This window comes from Actinomadura livida, from assembly GCF_014648675.1.
In the GTDB taxonomy this organism is placed as follows: Bacteria; Actinomycetota; Actinomycetes; order Streptosporangiales; family Streptosporangiaceae; genus Spirillospora; species Spirillospora livida.
The window spans coordinates 117,885-135,675 of record NZ_BMRO01000009.1 but is presented as its reverse complement, the minus strand read 5'-3'; the positions used below and the strand labels follow the sequence as shown (position 1 = coordinate 135,675).

The 17,791-nt window shown below is 67.6% G+C and carries 19 protein-coding genes; 7 read left to right on the top strand and 12 right to left on the bottom strand.

Annotation, left to right across the window (positions count from 1 at the left end; translation table 11 throughout):
* The first annotated feature begins 36 nt into the window (after nucleotides 1-36).
* Nucleotides 37-789 carry an FkbM family methyltransferase gene (locus tag IEZ03_RS22300; protein ID WP_184885873.1) on the top strand — a complete coding sequence of 251 codons (753 nt, stop codon included), beginning with the start codon at nucleotides 37-39 and terminating at the stop codon, nucleotides 787-789.
* Nucleotides 790-801: 12 nt separating this feature from the next.
* On the opposite strand, the gene IEZ03_RS22295 is transcribed toward IEZ03_RS22300, so the two are convergent.
* The 3 genes from IEZ03_RS22295 to IEZ03_RS22285 are packed head-to-tail and all read right to left on the bottom strand — an operon-like array spanning nucleotide 802 to nucleotide 2,321.
* The gene (locus IEZ03_RS22295; protein ID WP_221480792.1) at nucleotides 802-1,191 is read right to left on the bottom strand and encodes a hypothetical protein; all 390 of its coding nucleotides are present in this window, start codon (nucleotides 1,189-1,191) and stop codon (nucleotides 802-804) included.
* A gap of 9 nt (nucleotides 1,192-1,200) precedes the next feature.
* Complete coding sequence (locus IEZ03_RS22290; protein ID WP_184885875.1) at nucleotides 1,201-1,476, bottom strand: DUF397 domain-containing protein; 276 nt, start codon at nucleotides 1,474-1,476, stop codon at nucleotides 1,201-1,203.
* On the bottom strand, nucleotides 1,473-2,321 hold the full coding sequence (locus IEZ03_RS22285; protein ID WP_184885877.1) for a helix-turn-helix domain-containing protein: 849 nt from the start codon (nucleotides 2,319-2,321) through the stop codon (nucleotides 1,473-1,475). The genes IEZ03_RS22290 and IEZ03_RS22285 overlap by 4 nt, the downstream gene beginning before the upstream one ends.
* Before the next feature lie 187 nt (nucleotides 2,322-2,508).
* Between IEZ03_RS22285 and IEZ03_RS22280 the strand changes: the two genes are divergently transcribed.
* Nucleotides 2,509-2,904: an ATP-binding protein gene (locus IEZ03_RS22280; RefSeq protein WP_184885879.1), complete on the top strand. Its 396-nt coding sequence runs from the start codon at nucleotides 2,509-2,511 to the stop codon at nucleotides 2,902-2,904.
* Between the two features lie 7 nt (nucleotides 2,905-2,911).
* Here the strand turns inward: IEZ03_RS22280 and IEZ03_RS22275 are convergent, their stop codons facing one another.
* The 4 genes from IEZ03_RS22275 to IEZ03_RS22260 form a co-directional block, all read right to left on the bottom strand.
* Nucleotides 2,912-3,676 (bottom strand): MBL fold metallo-hydrolase, encoded by a 765-nt coding sequence (locus IEZ03_RS22275; RefSeq protein WP_184885881.1) that lies wholly within the window; start codon nucleotides 3,674-3,676, stop codon nucleotides 2,912-2,914.
* Nucleotides 3,677-3,901: 225 nt separating this feature from the next.
* Nucleotides 3,902-4,390, bottom strand: coding sequence for a hypothetical protein (locus IEZ03_RS22270; RefSeq protein ID WP_184885883.1), 489 nt, complete (start codon nucleotides 4,388-4,390; stop codon nucleotides 3,902-3,904).
* A gap of 136 nt (nucleotides 4,391-4,526) precedes the next feature.
* On the bottom strand, nucleotides 4,527-5,399 hold the full coding sequence (locus tag IEZ03_RS22265) for a helix-turn-helix domain-containing protein (RefSeq protein ID WP_184885885.1): 873 nt from the start codon (nucleotides 5,397-5,399) through the stop codon (nucleotides 4,527-4,529).
* A 756-nt stretch (nucleotides 5,400-6,155) separates the two neighbouring features.
* Nucleotides 6,156-7,070 (bottom strand): helix-turn-helix domain-containing protein, encoded by a 915-nt coding sequence (locus IEZ03_RS22260; protein ID WP_184885887.1) that lies wholly within the window; start codon nucleotides 7,068-7,070, stop codon nucleotides 6,156-6,158.
* Nucleotides 7,071-7,528: 458 nt separating this feature from the next.
* Here IEZ03_RS22260 and IEZ03_RS22255 point away from each other — a divergent pair, with 458 nt between their 5' ends.
* Nucleotides 7,529-8,167, top strand: a complete 639-nt coding sequence (locus tag IEZ03_RS22255; RefSeq protein WP_221480793.1) for a nucleotidyl cyclase domain-containing protein — start codon at nucleotides 7,529-7,531, stop codon at nucleotides 8,165-8,167.
* Here IEZ03_RS22255 and IEZ03_RS22250 read toward each other — a convergent pair.
* The gene (locus tag IEZ03_RS22250; RefSeq protein WP_184885891.1) at nucleotides 8,164-9,189 is read right to left on the bottom strand and encodes a methyltransferase; all 1,026 of its coding nucleotides are present in this window, start codon (nucleotides 9,187-9,189) and stop codon (nucleotides 8,164-8,166) included. The two genes, IEZ03_RS22255 and IEZ03_RS22250, sit on opposite strands and share 4 nt — an antisense overlap.
* A 428-nt stretch (nucleotides 9,190-9,617) precedes the next feature.
* Between IEZ03_RS22250 and IEZ03_RS22245 the strand changes: the two genes are divergently transcribed.
* Nucleotides 9,618-11,075, top strand: coding sequence for a DHA2 family efflux MFS transporter permease subunit (locus IEZ03_RS22245; protein WP_229808487.1), 1,458 nt, complete (start codon nucleotides 9,618-9,620; stop codon nucleotides 11,073-11,075).
* A gap of 77 nt (nucleotides 11,076-11,152) precedes the next feature.
* Here IEZ03_RS22245 and IEZ03_RS22240 read toward each other — a convergent pair whose 3' ends face one another.
* Complete coding sequence (locus IEZ03_RS22240) at nucleotides 11,153-12,685, bottom strand: acyl-CoA synthetase (protein WP_184885895.1); 1,533 nt, start codon at nucleotides 12,683-12,685, stop codon at nucleotides 11,153-11,155.
* 73 nt (nucleotides 12,686-12,758) lie between these two features.
* Nucleotides 12,759-12,989, bottom strand: a complete 231-nt coding sequence (locus IEZ03_RS22235; RefSeq protein WP_184885896.1) for a DUF397 domain-containing protein — start codon at nucleotides 12,987-12,989, stop codon at nucleotides 12,759-12,761.
* Nucleotides 12,990-13,192: 203 nt separating this feature from the next.
* Here IEZ03_RS22235 and IEZ03_RS22230 point away from each other — a divergent pair, with 203 nt between their 5' ends.
* On the top strand, nucleotides 13,193-13,876 hold the full coding sequence (locus tag IEZ03_RS22230; protein ID WP_184885898.1) for an ATP-binding protein: 684 nt from the start codon (nucleotides 13,193-13,195) through the stop codon (nucleotides 13,874-13,876).
* On the opposite strand, the gene IEZ03_RS22225 is transcribed toward IEZ03_RS22230, so the two are convergent.
* Together IEZ03_RS22225 and IEZ03_RS22220 are read right to left on the bottom strand one after the other, a co-directional pair.
* A complete protein-coding gene (locus IEZ03_RS22225; protein ID WP_132052609.1) occupies nucleotides 13,809-15,242 on the bottom strand; it encodes an alpha,alpha-trehalose-phosphate synthase (UDP-forming) in 1,434 nt (477 codons plus the stop codon). The genes IEZ03_RS22230 and IEZ03_RS22225 overlap by 68 nt on opposite strands.
* 352 nt (nucleotides 15,243-15,594) lie before the next feature.
* A complete protein-coding gene (locus IEZ03_RS22220; RefSeq protein WP_184885900.1) occupies nucleotides 15,595-16,050 on the bottom strand; it encodes a DoxX family protein in 456 nt (151 codons plus the stop codon).
* A gap of 135 nt (nucleotides 16,051-16,185) precedes the next feature.
* On the opposite strand from IEZ03_RS22220, the gene IEZ03_RS22215 reads away from it, so the two are divergent.
* Nucleotides 16,186-16,647, top strand: a complete 462-nt coding sequence (locus IEZ03_RS22215; protein WP_184885902.1) for a MarR family winged helix-turn-helix transcriptional regulator — start codon at nucleotides 16,186-16,188, stop codon at nucleotides 16,645-16,647.
* A 25-nt stretch (nucleotides 16,648-16,672) separates the two neighbouring features.
* Nucleotides 16,673-17,782, top strand: a complete 1,110-nt coding sequence (locus IEZ03_RS22210) for an FAD-binding protein (RefSeq protein ID WP_184885904.1) — start codon at nucleotides 16,673-16,675, stop codon at nucleotides 17,780-17,782.
* Nucleotides 17,783-17,791 lie beyond the last annotated feature (9 nt).

Here is a 17,791-nt window from a genome sequence, read left to right as displayed (position 1 = left end):
ACGGCCCGCCGAGGAGGAGCGCGGTAGGGTCGGCAGATGCTCCAGCGCGCATACGGCATCGCCCGCTCCCTGGTCATGTACTACGGCGTCCCGGGCAAGCACCGACGCGCGAAGCGCCTTTACGGCGAGTTCCTGGGCCCGGACGATCTCGCGTTCGACATCGGCGCGCACGTCGGCGGCCGGATACGCGTATGGCGGCACCTCGGCGCCCGCGTGGTCGCGGTCGAGCCCCAGCCCGACTGCCTGAGCGTCCTACGCCTCTTCTACGGCCGCGACGAGGACGTCACGATCGTCCCCGGCGCCGCAGGAGCAAAGCCTGGCCACGCGGAACTGGCACTCTCGACGGCGACGCCCACGGTCTCCTCGATGTCCCCCGACTGGATCAAATCGGTGACGACGGACAGCAGCTTCGCCCACGTCCGCTGGGACCAGACCCTCGAAATCGAGGTCACCACGCTGGACGACCTCATCGCCGCCCACGGCGTACCGGCCTTCTGCAAGATCGACGTAGAGGGCTACGAGGCGGACGTCCTCGCCGGCCTGACCCACCCCGTCCCGGCCCTGTCCTTCGAGTACGTGCCGTCGGCCCACGACGCCACCCTGGAGGCCCTCCGCCACGTGGAGCGCCTGGGCAGCTCCGCAGGCGGCTACGTCTACAACTACTCCCCCATCGAAACGATGAAGTTCGCCAGCCCCCGCTGGCTCGACGCAGCCACCCTGGAACGCCGGCTAGACCGAATCCGCCCCCGAGGCCGCTCCGGCGACATCTACGCCCGCCTCCGAAACTGACGACGCCGGCAACTACCTCGGGTAGTCGCACTGCCATGGATAGACGAACTGCCCAGGATCCAACTGCCATACCTGCAGCGTGGCGTTCAACTCCGGCTCGCCTACGGCTACCCCGGTCCGGACGAGGACGGCTCCGATGTCATAGTCGAAGCCGAAGAGGCGCTCGGAGTCGAATTCCCAATGCTCAAGGCGGAACGTACGAGCACGGTCGGATCGCTTCCAGCCCTCTCGACGGGCCTGCTCATCCGCCGGGGTAGTGATCGGCATGATCTCGACGAAGGTCTGCCGACCAGGCGCCGAGGCCGGGATCTCCGCGACCAACCACTGGCCGAGCCGCAAGGCGTTCAGCTTGTCGACGGCCCACTCCCGCCCGCCGCCCGCCGGGCCGATCAGGTTGCTCAACCTCCGACGTCAGCGGGTGAGGTCGAGCGAGCCCGCCTTGATGTCGGCGAGGAGGGACGCCCACACGGTCGGCGCGACGGAGAGCATCGGCCCATTGACGTCCTTGGAGTCGCGCAGCGCCACCCCTTGATCCATCGGCGCGGCCACCTCCACGCACATCTGCCCTTCACTGCCGCTGTAGCTGCTCCTGCGCCAGATCGCGGAGACCTCCACGCACTCCTGTCCTTCATTCCCGCTGTGACTGCTCTTGCGCCATGCAGAAAAGACGAGCTGCCGACTGGTCATGACTCTGACACTAGCTGTTCGATCAGTGATCGGGAATCGTCCGGTGATAGCGCGAGGGCTCGGAGATGGTCGAAGACCACGCTGTGACGGCGGATGTCGTCCGCATGCTCCAGGTACCAACCGCTAGTCAAGTTCTCAACCAGAACCACCGAGAGCTCCTTGGTCGTCAACGCGGTGAAGGATCCGTTTAGACCCGGGTGGGCGCCCGCTGAGAACGGGAGCACTTGGAAGGTCACATTCGGGAGCACCGAGAGTTCGATCAACCTACTAAGCTGCGCTCTCATCACGTCCGCACCACCGAACTGCTGGCGGAGCGCGGCCTCGCTCACTATGGCCCAGAGAAGTGGCGGGTTCTCCCCCAAGAGAACTTGCTGGCGACGCATCCGAATCTCGACCAAACCGTCAACATCCAACTTCCTGCCCTGGGATACGCCGGTCACCATGTTCGCCCGCACATAGTCCTCGGTTTGCAGAAGTCCGGGGACGAGGTGGAGTTGGAAGCTGTTGATCGACGTGGCCTCGGCCTCCAAGGAGATGTAGTCGAGCATCGAGGGTGAAATCTTCCCTTCGTAGCGGTGCCACCAGCCCTTCTCTGTGGCGTGGCGGGCGAGATCGAAGAGGGCCTGGCGCTGGACCGGGTCGGTGAGTTCGTAGCGGTCGAGCATGTGCTCCAGGGCCGGGCGGCGGATGCCGCGTTTGCCGGTCTCCAGCTTGCTCAGGGAGGACGGCGTGCGGTTCAGCAGGCGCGCGGCCTTCTGGAGGTTGAGGTCGCGGCTCTCCCGCAGCTCGCGCAGCATCGCGCCGAGCTTGCGGCTTCGCATGGTCGGACGCTGCGGGTTGTCCATGGCGTAATCATTACCTGACTATGCGTAGTCATGGGGCATGTTCGCCTGGTTGGACACGGTGACTCAGTCAAAAGTGACTCGGGCCATCGTGCCCGGGGACCTCGGGACGAGGGAGACGAACGCATCGCTCGGACCAGCGCGTCCTGCCCATTCTTTTCGGACACGAGGATCCGGAAGGAGTGGAGTAGTGACGGTGCCGACCCTGAAATTCGATGCGTTCCTGCTGCCGGGGATGGACCGGGCGGCCGGGCACGCGCGGCGGTGGCTGCGGGACGTGCTGGGCGAGCACCCGGCGTTCGACGACGCCGCGCTGTGCATGAGCGAGCTGATCACCAATGCCGTCCGGCACACCGAGTCCGGGCGGGATGGGCAGGTCCGCGTGGAGGTGAGCCACTCGGAGAAGATCGTCCGCATCGAGGTCATCGATGACGGCGACACCGAGACCGTGCCGCATCTGTCCACGGTGGACGAGATGGACGTCTGCGGCCGGGGCCTGCGGATCGTGGCCTTCCTGTCCACCGACTGGGGCGCGGCCCGGCTGGATAAGGGCCATGCCGTGTGGTTCGAGATCGACCTCGGGTGAGCGGGGCTCAGGCGTGGGTGGGTTCCAGTTCGTGCAGCATCCTGCGGACCGTCGCTTGATCGGGGGCGGCGTACGACGGCGCCTCCTGAGCACTGGCAAGGGTGTCGAGAAGAGTTTCGGTCTTGTGGTGCGCGGAGGGCAGGTGGGAGCCGAGAACCACGGGCGGGTCGAGACTCCCCAGCAATGCCAGCCGGGTGAGGAACTCGTCCCGGTCAACGTAGATGAGCCCCGGGCAGTCCACCGCCGCCCAGAGGCGCTGGCCGGCCACGAGATCGGAGGAGGGAACCGCCCCGATGTCGTCGCTCTGCACAAGATCGCCCGTCGTCATGGGCGCCCCGAAGCAGTCGGAGCTGAAGTACGTACCGGTGAGGTCATCGAGGAGCCCCGTCGCCGCCGGGCCATGGTGGACGGGAAGCCGGAACGCGCCGAGCCGCCGGTCACCCACGTCCAGCCATTCGCCGGGATTGAGCAGGAACACCCGCTCGGCGGGGATCCGCTTCTCGATCGACAGCAACATCATGCCGAGGTACGTCGTCACCAGCAGCGCGTCCGGCGCGGCATCGAGGACCTCCAGGGCGCTCTCGGCGTGGTCGGGATCGGTCAGGTAGACCCACCGCAGGTCGGAGGGCTCGACCAGCGACCACAACTCCTCCAGGAACTCCGGACTCGACGCCCCCAGACCCGTATCGATGAGCACCGGCTCCCTGGCGTAGAGGACGTAGGCGTTGACGGGCAGGAACCCGATCCCTGGAACCGGAACGGCGTCCGTCAACGCGACGACATCCGAGGCAGGACGTGAAATGTACATAATGTGCCCCAATCTCCGATTCAGTGACACATGCCCGCCCCGCACCGGCACACCGCCAGGTACACCCCAAACACTCGCAAAGGATCGCCGGTACCGGCTCCAGGTGGCGGCCTGTCGACACCTGTCCTGCTGGTGGCGACGCTGCTCCGCACCGACCACGACCAGCTTCCCAGGTACGGAGACCGCGCTTCAGAGCCGACAGAGCGTGAAATGGCGTCGGCCGGGTCCATCCTTTTCGGGCGTTCCGGAAAACGGTAGATAGTTGCAACTTGAGCGTGCACGGGGATTTTCCGCGATAATGGCCGCTCCCGGTGAATTGGGGGTGCCGTGTCCGTCGAACTGGCCGTACTGCGGGTCGGCGGATCGGTGGCGCAGCTCGCGGTGGGCCGCTGGCTCGCCGGACGCTCCACCAGAACCGGCGCGGGCAAGGACCTCACCGAGCATCCTCTGGGACGCCACCCGGTCCGGGTCGGCGTCGTTCACCCCCGTCTGAGCCTGCGCGAGCGAATCGAGCAGCGTCTCGGTCCTGTGATGCACCGGCGGCAGATGAGCGCTGAGGACGACCGGCGGATCGATGTAGTTCAGCCCGGCGAGCACCCGCCCCACTTTCCATGCGGCCCGTGCGCGCGCCACCACGGCGGATTGCGATGGACTCTTCGACTGCACACCCGCGCTCATCCACCTCCATGTCCATGCATGGCTGCTCGCCGACGATTTGTGGACGACAACTATCTACCGCTGCGAAAGGAAAAAACTCAAGGCGATCGCAAGAAACCTCCATGCACCCTTAACGTTTCCAGCACTCCTTAGACTGTTAGCGACGTCCCCACTCATCAGCCATCCTGGAGATGTGAACCATGGACTCGTCCGCCGTCAGCGAAATACTTTTTAGCGACTCCCAGCACATCCGATACGTGTGAGTGACTTCATCGTCTTGCAGGTCTGCCATAGTTGAGACATTGTCGATGTATACAATGTCAGGAAAGGGCACACGGTAGGCTGGCTCAAACTTAAGCAGCGTAAAAGTCTCTGACAATATTGGCTCTCTGTGAACCTTCAACGGAAGTATATAAATCTGAACGTTCGGGAGGACGGCAAAGTCGAGCAGAGTGCGCATCTGCTGGCGCATGACGTCGGGATCACCTACCATCCTCAATAGAACGGACTCGTCGATCACAGCGGAGAGAGTCAGCGGCTTCTCTCGGTGCAGCAACTCCTGGCGGCGCATGCGCAACTCCAGCCGACGCGCAACCTCACGCGGAGTGGATATGGCGATCACCCGACCACTCTCCAATACACGGTGGGCGTACTCCTCACATTGAAGCAGCCCTGGCACGGCGTATGCCGTAAATGTCAGCGCAAGAAGCGCCTCATCCTCCAAAGCAACGTACGTGCCGAAATTTCCGGGTAGTATGTCGCGATAATTCGCCCACCATCCCGGCTGCATCGCGGCCTGGGCGAGAGCGAGGACTTCACCCAGGTGCGCTTCGTCCACCTTGTAAAGCTCCAGCAACAGGCGCACGTCGGAGACTCGGACGCCAATGCGGGCGTTCTCGATCCGGCTGAGCTTGGACGGCGACCAGTCCAGTCGCGCCGCAACCTCCTCGACCGTTGGCCCGAGTCGCTCCCTTAGACGGTTGAGCTCGATCCCGAGCCGGCGTCGTCGAACTGTCGGCGCTATCGCCACCTTGCCTCCAGCGGATCACTTTAACCATCCCGAACCAACATTTCCGTTGATGCAAGTTGCAGTGCAAGTTGAACCTCTGCCACTTAGCACACTAGATCTGTTCGAGTCACTTTCCTCTTATTGGAATCATCCTGCCTGCCGTGGAACGAACCAACTATCCCTTCGGACACAAAGACGATTTCAGTGCACTGCAGATGAGTCTGCAGCTTGCATGACCCGCAGGCATGTGAAGACTATATCTAGCCCCTTCCGTGGAGATCGGCATTCGTGGAATACCATCCGGTTCCTGCACTCGGGTGATATTCGCACACCTAGGTGTCGAGGGCTCATACCTCGCCAGGAAGGCATTTATGATGCATTCGCGCCGCTTATCGTCCTAGCAATTGTCGTCCTAGTCACACGAATATAGGAATACCAGCGGGTCCGGCGGTGCGGGATCGGGGCCACTCGGATGCGTTGTCAATCAGTGCACAGGAGCATCCTTACCGTTGACATCGAGTAGGTGACAAAAGGCCCGCGGACGCATGTCCGATCAGGCAAGAACATCGGTCGCAGATCTACCGCTTGCTTGATGTAAAGACCGCAATGCCCGCAGTAGCGTGCAAGCGCTGGCGGCCGACTTGCGTCACTGGGTCCGATACTGAAGTAACAACCCATGCAGTTCCTGTAAACCAAAATCGCCGAATAGATCTTTACATCTTCGCACGCTCTGCGTCCAAACGTCAGGCGCATGACACTAGCGGATAACGTCTGGCGTCACGGGGACCACCGCTCCCGTTCGATCTGGTAGATGCGCTGTACAGAGTCGTCGGGCGACAGTGCCACGGACCTGAGCGCTTCCCACGAACGGTGATACCGCTCTGTCAGGGATTCGTCCAGGAATTCAGCCGCCGTCATCCACGAATTGTCGATATAGACGACATCGGAGAAGTTGACATCCTCTTCATCCTCAGCGACAGCTGATTCCGCATCGTCCTCGGTGGAACGAAACTTCAGAAGGATGAACGCCTCGCCCACGATGGGCTCCCGATGAACACCCAAGGGCAACACCCGGATCGTGATCTCGGGTAGTTCGGCGAGTGACAGCAGCTTTAGCATCTGCCGCCGCATTACGTCGCGGTTGCCGATCGTACGCAGCAGTACGGATTCGTCGATGATAACGTCGAACTTGAGCGGGTTCTCCTTTCGGAGAAGCAGTTCCTGCCGGCGCATCCGCACCTCGACGCGGGTGGAGATGTCACGTTGCGTGTCGACCGTGACGGCGCGGGCGCTTTCCAGCGTGCGCCTGGCATACTCTTCGTCCTGGAGAAGGCCGGGGACGGTGTACGTCGCATAGGCCAACGCAGAGCTCGCCTCGGCCTCCAAAGCAACGAACTTGGCGAACTGCTCCGGCAGCACCTGCTGGTACCGGTGCCACCACCCGCGCCGGGTCGCGGCCTCGGCCAAGGCGAGGATCTCCCCCTTGCGCCCCTCGTCTACTTCGTACAACTCAAGCAACAGGCGCACGTCGGAGACCCGGACGCCGATCCGGGCGTTCTCGATCCGGCTGAGCTTGGCCTGGGACCAGCCCAGGCGGTTGGCTATCTCCTCGGCCGTGGCGTCGAAGTCTTCCCTGAGCCGGTGCAGCTCTTTCCCGAGACGGCGCTGCCGGGCCGTCGGAGTTGCCGCCATGATGCCTCCAAGGCCGCCCTCCGCCGTGAGCAAGATTTCGAGGCGTCTTGCTCTGCAAGTTGCACGGACATCCTACGACATCCTGCGGTAACCAGACTAGGCAACACCCGGGGTCGCCACCTGCAGGTACAACCCGATAAGTCGACTAGGTGGGATTATACGGTCAGCATACTGGCCTCACCGCCACATAGCCATTCCCCTTCGTGTGCATCTGGCTGTGCATCTTGCAAGATCTTCACTAACTACGCAAACTGGCCATAACGCTCCAAGAGTGGTCAATTACACCGACACAGTCGACGCGGTTCGGAGACCCCGCATCCGGAACGTCAGCACGGCTCGCGAGGCGACGGCGGCTCGCCGGGCCACATCCAGGGCCACGATTCCTTCGTGGCCGTGCTCCGAGGCCCTGCCCATCGGTGGGGCATGCCGGCGGAAAGGCGAGATTGGGGGTCGCTCCGGTGAGCAGTCAGCCAGTGCACAGGAGCATCCTTGTCATCGACATCGAGGGGTCGACGGCGGCCGTGCGGACGAATCCGATCAGGCAGGAACTGCGTTCGCAGGTCTACGACATGCTCGGCCGGGCCATGGACTACACCGGGATAGACGGCGGCTGGTGCGATCCGTTCGAGGACCGGGGCGACGGAGTGCTCGTCCTGCTGCACCCGGTGGACGAGCTGCCCAAGACACTGCTGCTGTCCCGGCTCGTCCCGAAGCTCGCGCAGCAGCTCGCCGGGTACAACGCGGACCTTCCGGTCGCCGAACTGCCTCGCCTCGGGCTGCGGCTCCGGGCCGCCGTGCACGCCGGAGAGGTCCACCGGGACGGCAAGGGGTGCTTCGGGGAGGCGGTCGACCTGGCGTGCCGGCTGCTCGACGCACCGAAGTTGAAGCAGTGCCTGCGGAACACGCCGTCTCCCTTGGTGCTCGTAGTGTCCGAGGACATCTACTGGGGGATCGTCAGGCACGGTTACGAAGGCATTTGCCCCACCACCTACCACCCGGACCTGAAGGTCTCCGTCGGTGGGCGGCGCCGTCAGGGCTATGTCCATGTGCCGTCCGTCCTGCAACTCACGACGGCGCTGCGGGACCACGTCGCTTAGGCCGGGCGCGCTTCCAGGACGGTGAAGGTCGGGCTGTGGGCGGGGATACCCGTGAAGCGGAGGCCGGCGCGCCCGAAGAGGGCCTCGTACGCGGACTGGGTACGTTGCAGGCCCCCACGGGTCATCACGAGCATTTCCAGGTCCAGCCACTTGATACGAGACGCGGCCGGGCCCTCGCGGAGGATGCCCTCGGCGACGAGGACACGGCTGTCGGGCCTCATGGCCCGGCGGCAGCTGGTGAGGATCTGGGCGGCCCGGTCGTCGTCCCAGTCGTGAACGATGTGGCTGAGGACGTAACTGTCGCAGTCGGGCGGCACGGAATCGAAGAAACTACCCCCGATCATCTGGCAGCGGTCTTCGGCGAGGGCCTCACGAAGGGGACCGCCCGCGGCGTCGGCGACGACCTCCGGCAGGTCGTACAGGATGCCCCGGGTGCCGGGGTTGGCGGCGAGGATCTCGGCGAGGACGACGCCGTGGCCGCCGCCCACGTCCACGATCGTGTGGCCGGAAGGGAAGCCGCAGGCGGCGACCACCGGGGCGATGAACGCGCCGGAGAGGGCGATCATCGCCGCGTCCAGGACGTCGCCGTCGGCGGGGTTGTCGCGCAGGTGGTCGAAGACCTCCTGGCCGTGGACGTGCGTGAACGCCGACTCGCCGGTGCGGACGCTGTGCTCCAGGGCACTCCAGGCGTCCCGGTGGAAGGACGCGCCGGTCAGCAGGGCATAGCCGCGCAGGGAGGGGATGTCGCTGCGCAGGAGGTCCCCGAGAGCGGTCCCGCTGAAGAGGCCGTCCTCACGCTCCTGGACGACGCCGACGTCGGAGAGGGCACGGAGCAGGCGGTGCAAGGTAGGTGCGTCCGCCCCCACCGCGGCGGCGATGTCGGCGGCGGAGCGGGGGCCGCGGGCGAGGTGGTCGGCGATCTTCAGGCGGGCGGCCACGCTCACCGCCTGGGCGACCCAGCCGCCGGTGAGCAGGCCGACCATCGATACGGCCAGCGGGCTTTCGGGCACCTCGGCTGACATGACACCTCCCACGATCGACCACCAAGAGTATTAACGAAACTACGCATAGTTGCGGAGGGCGGCCGGGCGATCGCCCGCGACAGTGGTGGTGAGGCGCAACGGACAGGGTCTGGACGGGACGGGATGTTGGGTGTGTCACACCGGGTTCACCTCAAGGTCGGCTGAGGGTTGCCGCGGGCGGGTGGGGAGCAGGGAAATTCGTCGGAGCCGGGCGGAATACTCCGGGAAGCGGCGGGAGTTAACCGTTCGCGGAAGTGTCAGTCGCTGCAGTATTTTGCGGCGGTACCCCTTGAGACGTGACCACCTGGTCCCTGCGTGCCCGCATGCGGGGCCTGACGATTGGATGTGAGTTGACCGCTCCCGCATCTCCCAAGATGGCGGAAGGCCCCAGAGAGGAGCCCGACGCAGGCGGAGGTCTAGATCGCGGCGTGCTGGCGGTGGCCGGGGTCGTCGTCCTCGGCGCGATCATGTCGATCCTGGACGTGACCGTCGTCAACGTCGCCATCAACGACCTGGCCAGGGAGTTCAAGACCCCCCTGGCGACGATCCAGTGGGTCGCGACGGGTTACACCCTGGCGCTGGCCACGGTCATCCCGATCACCGGGTGGGCCTGTGCGAGGTTCGGCACCAAGCGGCTGTACATGATCTCGCTGGTGCTGTTCGTGCTCGGCTCGACGCTCGCGGGGTTCGCGTGGTCGGCCGAGTCCCTGATCTTCTTCCGGGTCCTGCAGGGCCTGGGCGGCGGCATGATCATGCCGGCCGGCATGACGATCCTGACGCAGGCGGCGGGGCCGCAGCGGGTCGGCCAGGTGATGAGCATCATCGGCGTCCCGATGCTGCTCGGCCCGATCACCGGCCCGATCCTCGGCGGCTGGCTCGTCGACGACGTGTCGTGGCGGTGGATCTTCTTCATCAACCTGCCGATCGGCATCATCGCGCTGTTCCTGGCCGGCCGCATCCTCAAGGCGGACGAGCCGCAGCCCGCCGAGCGGCTCGACTTCATCGGGCTGCTCCTGCTGTCGCCCGGCCTGGCGTCGCTGATCTACGGTGTCGCGCGCGGCGCCGAGGAGCGCGACTTCATGCTGACGGAGCCGCTCGTCTTCACCGCGGTCGGCGCGGTGCTGGTCATCGGGTTCGTGTTCCGGGCCCTGTCCGCGCGGAACCCGCTGATCGACCTGCGGCTGCTGAAGCGCCGGTCGGTGGCGGCGGCGTCCGGCACGATGGTGCTGTTCTCGATCGCGTTCATGGGCGCGATGCTGCTGCTGCCGCTGTACTTCCAGACGGTGCGCGCCGAGGGCGCGATGAGCGCGGGCCTGCTGCTGGCCCCGCAGGGCCTCGGCGCGATGGTCACGATGCCGATCGGCGGGAAGCTCACCGACCGGATCGGGCCGGGCCGGGTCGTGCTGGTCGGCATGGCGGTCGTGGTGCTGTCGGTGGCGGCCTTCGCGGCGGTCCTGGGGGCGGACACGTCCTACTGGACGCTCGGCACGGTGCTGTTCGTGATGGGTCTCGGCATGGGCATGACGATGATGCCGACCATGGCCGCGGCCATCCAGACCCTCGTCCACGACGAGGTGCCGCGCGCCAGCACGATGCTGAACATCATCCAGCAGGTGTCGGCGTCCATCGGCACCGCGATGATGTCGGTGCTGCTGGCCCGCCAGCTGTCGGCCGAGCTCGGCGACGGGTCCGGCGGTGAGATCGGCTCCACCGAGGAGGTCCCGCCGCAGATCATGGAGAAGATCGCCGGTCCGATGGCGGACGCGTTCCAGCACACCTACTGGTACGCGGTCGGGCTGATCGCGCTGGCGTTCCTGCCGGCGCTGCTGCTGCCGCGCAGGAAGCCCGAGGTGACGGGCGTCGACGCGCCGATGCCGATGCACTGAGCGCGCCTCTGCCGCGTCGAAGGCCCCGGCCGGGATCCGAGTGACCCCGGCCGGGGCCTTCGCCGTCCAGGGCCGTCTCAGGCCTTCGCGGGACGGTCCGCCCAGTACTCGTCCTTCAGCAGCCGCTTGTAGAGCTTGCCGGTCGGGTGCCGGGGCAGCTCCGGCCGGAAGTCGACCGAGCGCGGGCACTTGTAGTGGGCGAGCTGGTCGCGGCAGTACGCGATGAGCTCGGCCTCCAGCTCGGGACCGGCCTCGTCCATCGACAGGGGCTGCACGACGGCCTTCACCGCCTCGCCCATCTCGGCGTCCGGGACGCCGAAGACGGCGACGTCGGCCACCTTGGGGTGGACGGCGAGGACGTTCTCGGCCTCCTGCGGGTAGATGTTCACCCCGCCGCTGATGATCATGTAGGCGCGGCGGTCGGTGAGGTAGATGAAGCCGTCCCCGTCCACGTAGCCGACGTCGCCGAGGGTGCTCCAGCCGCGGCCCTTCGGGTCCCTGGACGCGGCCGTCTTGGCGTCGTCGTCGTGGTACTCGAACTGGGGGCCGTTGCCGAAGTACAGCGTCCCGGGCTCCCCGGGCGGCAGTTCGTTGCCCTCTTCGTCGCAGACGTGGACCTCGCCCAGGACGCACCGCCCGACGGTGCCCTTGTGGGTCAGCCAGTCCTCGGAGTTGGTGTAGACGAAGCAGTTGCCCTCGGTCCCCGCGTAGTACTCGTGCAGGATCGGGCCCCACCACTCGATCATCCGCTCCTTGATCGGGATGGGGATGGGCGCGGCGGCGTGCACGGCGGCGCGCAGGCTCGACACGTCGTAGCGGGCGCGGGTCTCCTCCGGGAGCTTGAGCATCCGGATGAACATGGTCGGCACCCACTGGCTGTGGGTGACGCCGTACTTCTCGATGGCCTCGAGCGCCGCCTCGGGGTCGAACTTCTCCATCACCACCACCGTCGCGCCGAAGCGGTGCATGGTGATGCAGTAGCGCAGCGGTGCCGCGTGGTAGAGCGGCGCCGGCGACAGGTAGACCGAGTCGGCGTCGGGCTGAAAGAGCAGCGAGAGCAGCTGGTAGAGCGGGCCCGGCTCGCCCATGGGCGCCTTGGAGAGGGCCGGTTTCACCCCCTTGGGGCGGCCGGTCGTCCCCGACGAGTAGAGCATGTCCACGCCTTCGCACTCGTTCTCGATGGGCGTGGGCGGGTGCTGGGCGACGCGCGCCTCGTAGGAGTCGTAGCCGGGTGCCGTGCCGCCGAGCATGAGGCGCAGCGGCACCTCGGGCGGGGCCTTGACGGCGGTCTCCATCGACGCGGAGGTGATGAAGGCCTTGGCCCCGCAGTTGTCGACGATGTAGGCGAGCTCCTCGTGCTGGAGCCGCGTGCTGATCGCGGTGTAGTAGAGCCCCGACCGCTGTGCCGCCCAGGCTATGGCCAGGTACAGCGGATGGTTCTCCAGCATGAAGGCGATGTGGTCCCCCGGGCGCAGCCCCTCCGCGTGGAGCAGCTGCGCGAGCCGGTTGGACTCCTCGTTGAGTTCCCGAAACGTGATGACCTGCCCGGAGCCCGCCATGACGACGGCGGGCTTGTCGGGCGTCTGTGCGGCGATCTGCCCCAGATGCATGGCCGCACGCTACCGGGCCGGACGGTGGAATGGAATCCCGTTCGGTTTCGCGCGCGGGGGCCATCCCGCCACGTCAGACCAGCATGTGGTCGAAGTCGCCGTCCTTGGCCCCTCCCACGAAGGCCTCCACCTCCTCGCGCGTGTAGACGAGCACCGCTCCCTCGGGGTCACGGGAGTTGCGCACGGCGATCTCCCCGTTGGGGAGTTCGGCCATCTCGACGCAGTTCCCGGACGGGTTGCTGCGCCGGCTCTTCTGCCAGACGAGCTCGCTGCGCCAGACGTCCGACATCGGTTGGCCGTCCATCGTTGCCCCCTCTAGGCGTCTCAGCCCTCCCGCTTGCCGCAGGAAGGCCGCGATCTCGCCCCACCCCACACAAATGGTACGAGATGCACGTGCATTCGTTCTTGCATTCGTTCATGCAGACGGTCTTGCATCTGCACGGCTTGGGGAGCAAGATAGCGAACGCTCGCCGGTGACCGACCCCGCACGCCTCTGAGGTTCAGACCATGACCGTTGACCAGGCAGACGAAGTCGCAGCTCCCGCCGCCATGGGAGGCGGCCGGCCGCGTCGTGGCGCGGCCCTTCACCCCTGGCCGGACGCCCCCCGGGCGCCGCACGACCCGCACGGCCCGAACGGGCCGGCGAACGGTTCCGCGGCCGTCCCGGTGGTGGAGCCCGGCCTCGCCGGGCTGTGGCCCACGCCGCACACGGGCTCGCCGCGCATGGCGCGGCGCGTGTTCCCGGCGGAGATCACGACCCCGCGCTCCGCGCGCGAGTTCACCCAGGCCACGCTGGGCGAATGGGGGCTGGCCGCAGGCGTGGAGGACGTCGTGATCGCGGTGTCCGAGCTGGCCACGAACGCGCTCCGGCACGGCATGGAGGGACTCCCCCAGCCGCTGCCGCTGTGCCCGATCCAGCTCGTCCTGATCGCGCACCCGCGGCGGCTCGTCGTCTCGGTGACCGACCCGAACGGGCGTCCGCCCGAGCCGCTCGCGAGCGACCCGGACCGGTTCGTCGAGGGCGGCCGCGGCCTCCTCGTCGTCGGCGCGGTCAGCGACGCGTGGGGCTGGGCGCGGCTCGCCACCGGCGGCAAGGCCGTCTGGGCGGCCTTCGACCTGCGGGTCAGCCCTCCGCAGACACGGGAGCCGGCCGCGCCTGGACGGAGCGCTCCGGACGCTCCAGCTCACTGAGGAAGGCGCGCGCCCAGCGGTCCACGTCGTTCTCGATGACGCGGCGGCGCATCGTGCGCATCCGCCGCGCCTGCTCGGCCGGCTCGGCCGCGAGGGCGGACAGCAGCGTCCCCTTCAGGCCGTCGATGTCGTACGGGTTGACCTGGAACGCGCCCCGCTTGAGCTCGGCCGCGGCACCGGTGAACTCGCTGAGCACGAGCGCCCCGCGCAGGTCCTTGCGGCACGCCACGTATTCCTTGGCGACCAGGTTCATGCCGTCCCGGAGCGGGGTCACGACCATGACGTCCGCCGCCAGGTAGAGCGCGGTCAGCTCGGGACGGTCATACGAACTGTGCATATAGTGAATGACCGGAAAGCCCAGTTCGCCATACTCGCCGTTGATTCGTCCCACCTGCTGCTCGATCTCCTCGCGGAGCAGCTGGTACTGCTCGACCCGCTCCCGGCTCGGCGTGGCGATCTGCACGAACACGGCCTGCCCCGGCTTGAGGTGGCCGTCCTCGAACAGCTCCCCGAACGCCTGCAGCCGCTGCGTGATGCCCTTGGTGTAGTCGAGGCGGTCGACGCCGAGCAGGACGGTCGCGTCCCCGAGGTCGTTCCGGATCTCCTGTGCGCGCTCCTGGACCTCCGGGCGCCCGACGAGCTCGTCGAGCTCGTCCACGTCCACCGAGATCGGGAACGCGCGGGCCCGCACGACGCGGTCGTCCCAGTAGACGTCCTGCTTGACGTAGCGGGCCTCCAGGAGCCGCCGGCACAGCCGCACGAAGTTGGCCGCCGCGCCCGGGAGCTGGAAGCCGACCAGGTCGGCGCCGAGCAGGCCCTCCAGGATCTGCCGCCGCCACGGCAGCTGCCAGAACAGCTCCAGCGGCGGGAACGGGATGTGCAGGAAGAACCCGATCCGCAGGTCGGGCCGCAGCTCGCGCAGCATCCGCGGGACGAGCTGGAGCTGGTAGTCCTGCACCCAGACGATCGCGCCCTCGGACGCGACCTCGGCCGCCGCCTCCGCGAACCGCCTGTTCACGCGGACGTAGGCGTCCCACATCGCGCGGTCGTAGACGGGCGGGGCGACGACGTCGTGGTAGAGCGGCCAGAGCGTGGCGTTCGAGAAGCCCTCGTAGTAGAGCTCGACCTCCTCCGCGGACTGCGCGATGGGGTGGAGCGACATGCCGTCCTCCTCGAACGGCTCGATCTCCTCGTCCGGCGCGCCCGTCCAGCCGATCCAGGTGCCCTTCCTGCTCCGCATCACCGGGGCGATGGCGCTGACGAGCCCGCCGGGGCTGCGCCGCCAGCGCGGGATGCCGTCCGCTCCCACCTTCCGGTCGACCGGAAGCCGGTTGGCCACCACAACGAACTCACTACCGCGCGACACCTGCGACCCGCCTCTCAAGGAACTCTCAGCGATCACTCATGCCCAGAAACGGTCATTGGGAACATCTTGTCACTTCGACGGTAAGCCGCGATGCCCTGCAAAGGGAGATGTCAGGCGGCCGGGCGGCCCGCCGCGGGGATTGGAGCGGGCCATATTGCTTTCCCGCCAGGTGACCGATGTTTACCCGCCGGTCACGTCGTTGACGCAGCTGGACAAAATGTGACTTAGATCACATAACACCATTTGATGCCGTTAAGTGAACAGACGTTGGCAAACGATGCCAAGCGGCCCCGCGAGCGTCCCGCGGAGGTCGCGGGCGCCGGCGGGGCCGGGCGGGCACGGGCGAGAGGGGTCAGGCCGGTGCGGACTCCCGCTCGGGTGCTCCTTCGCGGCGGCCCCACAGGACCGCGTCCAGCGAGAAGCGGCCGCCGCCCACGAGGGCGAAGAGCAGCGCGATCGCGCCGAGGACGACCACGTACTCGTAGCCGCCCTCGCGCGAGTAGAGCCCGTTGTCCATGTGCACGTACCAGAACGCTCCGCCCATGACCATGGCGATCAGCACGCCGGCGACCGGGACGAGGACGCCGGCGACGAGCGCGGCGCCGCCGAGCAGCTCGACCCAGGTGGCGAAGTGCGCGGACAGGCCCGGCAGCGGGATGCCCAGTTCGGCGAAGGAGCCGGCGACACCGTCGTGCCCGGTGTCGGTGAGCTTCTGCCAGCCGTGCGCGATGAAGATCACGCCGACGGCGAGCCGGCCGATGAGGAGGCCGGCGTCGGTCAGGGCGGGGTGGCGGCGGGCTGGGAGCATGCCTCGTCTCCTCCGGTGGGGCGGTGGACGGAACCAGCAGAACGGGACCGGACTGGCAGAGCGCCAGTCAGAATGATTCAAATTCAGACCATCTAGAAAATTCAAGCCATCTTTCACGCCAACTAGAATCACCGCATGAGCGATGCGGGCGAGCCCCTGGAGCCGCGGGAGCTGCGGGCCTGGATGGCGTTCCTGGCCGCGGCCCACCTGGTCGACCAGGAGGTCGAGCGGCAGCTCAAGCGGGACGGCGGGCTCTCCCACCCCGAGTTCGAGGTGCTGGTCAAGCTGCACGGCGCGGCGGGCGGCCGGATGCGCATGTCGGACCTCGCGCGCGAGGTGATGGTCTCCAAGAGCCGCCTCACCTACCAGGTCACCCAGCTGGAGCGGGCCGGGCTCGTGAAGCGCACCGGCTGCGAGTCGGACCGCCGCTCGGTCTGGGCGGAGCTGACCGGCGAGGGCGCCGCGGCGCTCGCCGGGGTCAGGCCGGGGCACCGGCGGGTCGTCCGCGAGGTCCTGATCGAGGTGCTGACCCCTGAGGAGATCGAGGTGCTCGGCGACGCGCTCGGCCGGGTGGCCGACCGGCTGCGCGACCGCTGACCGCCGCGTGGGGGATGCTGGGGCCATGCCTGACTCCGCTGGGCGCGACTTCGGGGGGATCGTGGAGTGCTCGCCCGTCCGCGTGGTGCGGCCGGGCTCGGCGGACGAGGTCGCGGACGCCGTCCGCGCTGCCGCCGCGCAGCGCGTCGAGACGGTGCCGCGCGGGCTGGGGCACTCGACGTACGGCCAGTCGCTGACCCGCGGCGTGTCGCTCGACCTGCGCGGCCTCGCCGGCGTGGAGGTCGGGGAACGGCAGGCGGTGGCCGGGGCGGGCGCCACGTGGCGGGATGTTCTGGCGGCGGCACTGCCGCTCGGCCTGACCCCGCCCGTCCTGACCGACTACCTCGACCTGACGGTCGGCGGGACGATCTCCGCGGGCGGCGTCGGCGGGACGTCGCACGTCCATGGCACGCAGGCCGACAACGTCCTCCAGATGGACGTCGTCGCGGACGGCGAGGCCGTGGCCTGCTCCCCCGCCGTCCGGCCCGCGCTGTTCGACGCCGTCCGCGGCGGCCTCGGCCGGCACGGCGTCATCACCGCCGCGACGCTCCGGCTCGTCCCGGCACCGGAGCGGGTGCTGTGCTGCACCATCCCGTGCCGGGACGCCGCCGACGTCCTCCGCGTCCAGCGCGAGACGGCCGCCGAGCACATTTCCGCGCAGGTGAAACCGTCGGAGGTCGGCTGGACGTACGAGGCGAAGGCCGTCCTGTACGGGGACGGCGGCGAGCCTCCCCCCGGCACGTCGGAGGTGGAGGAGTTGCCCTATGCCGCCTTCTGCGACCGCATGCGCCCCGACGTCGAGGAACTGATCGCGCTCGGCGAGTGGGCGCGCCCGCACCCCTGGGGGATGGTCTTCCTGCCCATGCCCCGCGCCGCCGCCGTGATCGAGGCAACGCTCGCGGCCATGGCCACCCGCGACCTCGGCCTCAGCGGGGTCGTCCTGATCAAGGCGCTGCGGGTCGGCCGGGTCCCGACACTGGGCGCGCCGGAGGACCCCGTCCTGTTCAGCGTGCTGCGGACGGCCTCGCCCGGCTGCGCGTCCGTGCCGGAGATGCTCGCCGCCAACCGCGCGCTCCTCGGCCTGGCCCGCGCCGCGGGCGGCACCCGCTACGCCGTCGACTCGGCTCCGGCGTGACGCCCGGGC